General features: G+C 74.8%; 3 protein-coding genes. All 3 read left to right on the top strand.

The window, feature by feature from the left end; translation table 11 throughout:
• The first annotated feature begins 191 nt into the window (after positions 1 to 191).
• Complete coding sequence (locus AB0J67_RS39685; protein WP_363490754.1) at positions 192 to 761, top strand: winged helix-turn-helix domain-containing protein; 570 nt, start codon at positions 192 to 194, stop codon at positions 759 to 761.
• On the top strand, positions 758 to 2,101 hold the full coding sequence (locus AB0J67_RS39680) for an MFS transporter (protein WP_363490752.1): 1,344 nt from the start codon (positions 758 to 760) through the stop codon (positions 2,099 to 2,101). Before AB0J67_RS39685 ends, AB0J67_RS39680 begins: the two co-directional genes overlap by 4 nt.
• A gap of 116 nt (positions 2,102 to 2,217) precedes the next feature.
• Positions 2,218 to 3,972, top strand: coding sequence for an FAD-dependent monooxygenase (locus AB0J67_RS39675; RefSeq protein ID WP_363490750.1), 1,755 nt, complete (start codon positions 2,218 to 2,220; stop codon positions 3,970 to 3,972).
• The last annotated feature ends 67 nt before the right edge of the window (positions 3,973 to 4,039 follow it).

The raw sequence follows: 4,039 nt of genomic DNA, 5'->3' as shown, positions 1-4,039 counted from the left end.
GACACCGCCACCGCGACGGTAGACCCGCATTCGCACAAACGTGCGGATGCGGGTCGACCCCGTATGCGTGGTAGAAGGTGCCCTTTAACATGCCAGGCGGTTGACCTGCCCGGTGGCTCGCGGCGGCGCATCGCGCGCCGCGCCCTCCGGGGCGATTGCCAAGACGTCTTTGCAAAGATATGTTGGCGGTCATGCCGGATGACGCCTCCATCTCCCTCGACCCCCGCACGCTGCGCGCCCTGGCCCACCCCGTGCGGGTGCGGATGCTCGGGCTGCTGCGCGAGCACGGGCCGTCCACCGCCACCCTGCTGGGCACGCAGCTCGGCCTGTCCAGCGCGGCGACCAGCTACCACCTGCGCCAGCTCGCGCAGCACGGCTTCATCGTCGAGGACGCCGAGCGCGGCAACGCCCGCGAACGCTGGTGGCGCGCGGCGCACCGGCAGACCATCGTCGCCAGCGTCGCACCCGAGTCGTACGGCGACTTCGAGATCTACCTGCGGGCCGTCGCCACCCAGTACGCCGCCCGCGTCGACCGCTCCGTCAGCGAGTACGCCACCCGCCCCGAGCCGTGGGTCGGCGTCGGCACGCTCAGCGACTGGTCCCGGCGGCTCACGCCCGACGAGGCCCGGGCCATGCAGGAGGAGCTGATCGAGGTCATCGGGCGCTACCGCCCGTTCGACGACGACGCCCCCGCGCCTGAGGACGCCGCCCGCGTCGTGGTGCAGCTGCAGGTGATGCCGTTCCCGCAGGACGCGTCGTGAAGGCACTGGCCGGGCTGCTGGCCGCGGGCACGATCTCGGTCGTCGGCAGCCGGATGACGTTCCTGGCCGTGCCGTGGCTCGTGCTGGTCACCACGGGCAGTCCGACGAAGATGGGCGTCGCGGCAGCGGCCGAGATGCTGCCGTACGTGCTGGCCGGACCGCTCGGCGCGCCGCTGGTGGACCGGCTGGGTGCGCGCCGGGTGTCCATCGCGGCCGACCTGGCCAGCGTCGCCGTCATGGCGGCCGTCGCGTTCGGACAGGCCGGCGGGTTCGGGCTGCTGGTGGTCCTGCTTGTGCTCGCCGGCGTGCTGCGCGGCCTGGGCGACTGCGCGAAACGGGTGCTGCTGCCCGTGACCATCCGCGCCTGCGGGGTCGAGATGACCCGCGCGACGTCGCTGTACGACGGCCTGAACCGCCTCGCGAGCCTGCTCGCCGCCGGACTGGGCGGGGTGCTGATCGCCTGGCTGGGCGCCCGCCAGGCGGTGCTGCTGGACGCGGCGACGTTCGCCGTGTGCGCGGCGCTGCTGTGGACGTTGCTCCCCGGGGACGAGAGGGCCGGTGCCGGTGCGGCCGACGGGGCCGGCCCGGATGCCGGTCGCGCACCCGGCACCGGCGGCCGGCGTCCCGCCGATCACGACGAGACCGGCGCCGTCGAGGTACGGGAGCCGTACTGGCAGGCGCTGCGCGGCGGGTTCGCCTACCTGCGCGGTGACCGGCTGATGATCGGCATCGTGGTGCTGCTGTTCGTGACGAACCTGGTGGACCAGGCCAACGCGGTCGTGTTCATCCCGCTCTGGGTGAACGAGGTGCTCGGCTCGCCGGTCGCGCTCGGGTGGGTGCACGCCTCCTTCTCGCTCGGCGCGGTGCTCGGCAACGTCGTCTTCACCACGCTGGCGCCCCGCGCGCCCCGCTACGCCGTGTTCACCATCGGCTTCCTGATCGCCGGGGCGCCGCGGATGGTCGTGATGGCGCTCGCCGGGGACCTGGCACCGGTGCTCGCGGCCGTCTTCGCGGCGGGACTGGCGATCGCCGCGGTCAACCCGATCCTGTCGGCGGTCTCGTTCGAGCGCGTGCCCGCCGCGTTGCAGGCCCGGGTCGTCAGCCTGACCGGCGCGGTCGCGTACGCCGGGATCCCGCTGGGCGGGCTGCTCGGCGGCTGGTGGGTGCAGGCGTTCGACCTGACCACCACGCTGCTGGTCTTCGCCGCGGCGTACCTGGGCGCGACGCTGCTCCCGGTCTTCTTCCGGACCACCTGGCGCCAGCTGGACCACCGCCCCACCGCCGCGCCGACCACGGTTCCAGCGCAGGGAGCAGAGCCGATCCCTGTCAACCTAGGTTGACGCCCGCCGCTGCTGTCAACTACGGTTGACAGCAGCGCGGGCATGATCCGTTTTTGTGGACGCCTGCCGCTGCCAGGACGACGCCTGGCGTCCACAAAACACATCTTGGAGGGCCGATGGACGCCGATGTGGTGATCGCCGGGGCCGGGCCGACCGGGCTGCTGCTCGCCGCCGAGCTGCGGCTGGCCGGGGCGAGCGTGCTGGTGCTGGAGCGGCGCACCGAGCCGGACCCGGTGCCGCGCGCCAACGGCCTCGTCGGGCAGGTGGTCGAGGTGCTGTACCACCGGGGCCTGTTCCGTGACCTGGCCCGGCACAGCAAGGGACCGGGCGCGGCGCTGCGGCGCCTGCTCACCGGCGCATACGGCGACCGCCCCCACCCGATCCGCGCCTTCTCCTACGCCGGGTTCCGGCTCGACCTGCGCCGGCTGCGCCCGAATCCGCTGCACGTGCTCGCCGTGCCGCAACTGCACATGGAGCAGGTGTTGGCCCGGCACGCGGGCGGGCTGGGCGCCGAGATCCGGCGCGGGCACGGGCTGACCGGGCTGGCCCAGGACGCCGACGGCGTCACCGTCGAGGTCGACGGGCCGGACGGCGGCTACCGGGTGCGCGCCCGGTACCTCGTCGGCTGCGACGGCTCGCACAGCACCGTACGCAAGGCCGCCGGCATCGGCTTCCCCGGCGAGACCAGCCGCGAACTGGTGATCCGCATGGCGCACGTGGTGCTGCCCCGCGCCGCCCGCACGGCGGCGGGCGCGCTGCGCGCCGGGGACGCCGTGTACCGGCCGTACCAGCTGCACCGCACCCCGCACGGGGCGCTCACGCTCGCCTCGTTCATCCCGGGCGTGCACGTGGTCAGCACGCACGAGTGGGATGCGCCGCCGCCCGGCGACCACGTGCCGGTGAGCCTCGACGAGATCCGGGACAGCCTCTCGCGGGTCGTGGGCGCGCCGGTGCCGGTCGAGGCGCCGCCCGTCGGACGGCCGTGGATCCTGCGGCGGCTGACCGACCGCAACAGCCGCGTCGCCGAGCCGTACCGGACGGGACGGGTGTTCGTGGCGGGCGACGCCGCGCACGTGTTCGCCGGGTTCGGCGGCTCCAATCTCAACCTCGGCCTGCAGGACGTGGTGAACCTGGCCTGGAAGCTCGCCGCGGTGCTGCGCGGGGACGTGCCCGAGGCGCTGCTCGACACGTACCAGGCCGAGCGGGCGCCGCTGGCCCGGCGGGCGCTGGTGCACACCGCGGAGCAGGCCGCGCTGATGGCGCCCGGCGACGAGGTGACCGCCCGCCGGGAGGCGTTCGCCGTGCGGCTGCGCGACCCGGAGTTCCTGGGCGGGATCGCCGCGGGCATGGCGGGTACGGACGTGGCGTACGACCTGGGTGGCGGGCATCCGCTGGTGGGGCGGCTGGTCCCGGACCTGCGGCTGGTCGTGGCCGGCCGGCGCACCCGCCTGGCCGCCCTCCTCCGGCACGCGCGCCCCCTGCTGCTCGACCTGACCGGCGCCGAGATCGCGGCGGACACCCAAGCCGACCCGGAAGCCCCAACCGAAGGCGAGACCCCGGCCGCAGCCGAGATCCCGGCCGCACGCGAAACCCCGGCCACAGGCCAGATCCCGGCCGTAGGCGAGGTCCCGGCCGCAGGCGAAGTCCCGGCCGCAGGCGAAGGCCGGGCCGCAGGCGGCACGCCCCTGTCCGCGGCCGTGCAGCCGTGGCGCGACCTGGTGTCCGTGGTCGCGGCCCGCGCCCGTGACCGGAGCGCTCCCCCGGCCCTGCTGGTACGCCCCGACGGCTACGTCGCCTGGGCCGCCGCCGTGCCCGGCGACGCCACCGGCCTCGCCGAGGCCCTCACCCGCTGGTTCGGCCCGCCCCGCTGACCGCGCCCCCCATGATCGTCCGACTTGCCTGGCACATGGGCGAATGCGCGCTCAAGATACGCCCATC

The organism is Catellatospora sp. NPDC049609, from assembly GCF_040675365.1.
Classification (GTDB): domain Bacteria; phylum Actinomycetota; class Actinomycetes; order Mycobacteriales; family Micromonosporaceae; genus Catellatospora.
This window is presented reverse-complemented; position numbering and strand designations above follow the sequence as displayed.

What these genes read in the sequence shown, in the direction of transcription:
- AB0J67_RS39675 (WP_363490750.1), top strand. Translation starts at nt 2,218, where the DNA reads ATGGACGCCGATGTGGTGATCGCCGGGGCCGGGCCGACCGGGCTGCTG.
- AB0J67_RS39685 (WP_363490754.1), top strand. Translation starts at nt 192, where the DNA reads ATGCCGGATGACGCCTCCATCTCCCTCGACCCCCGCACGCTGCGCGCC.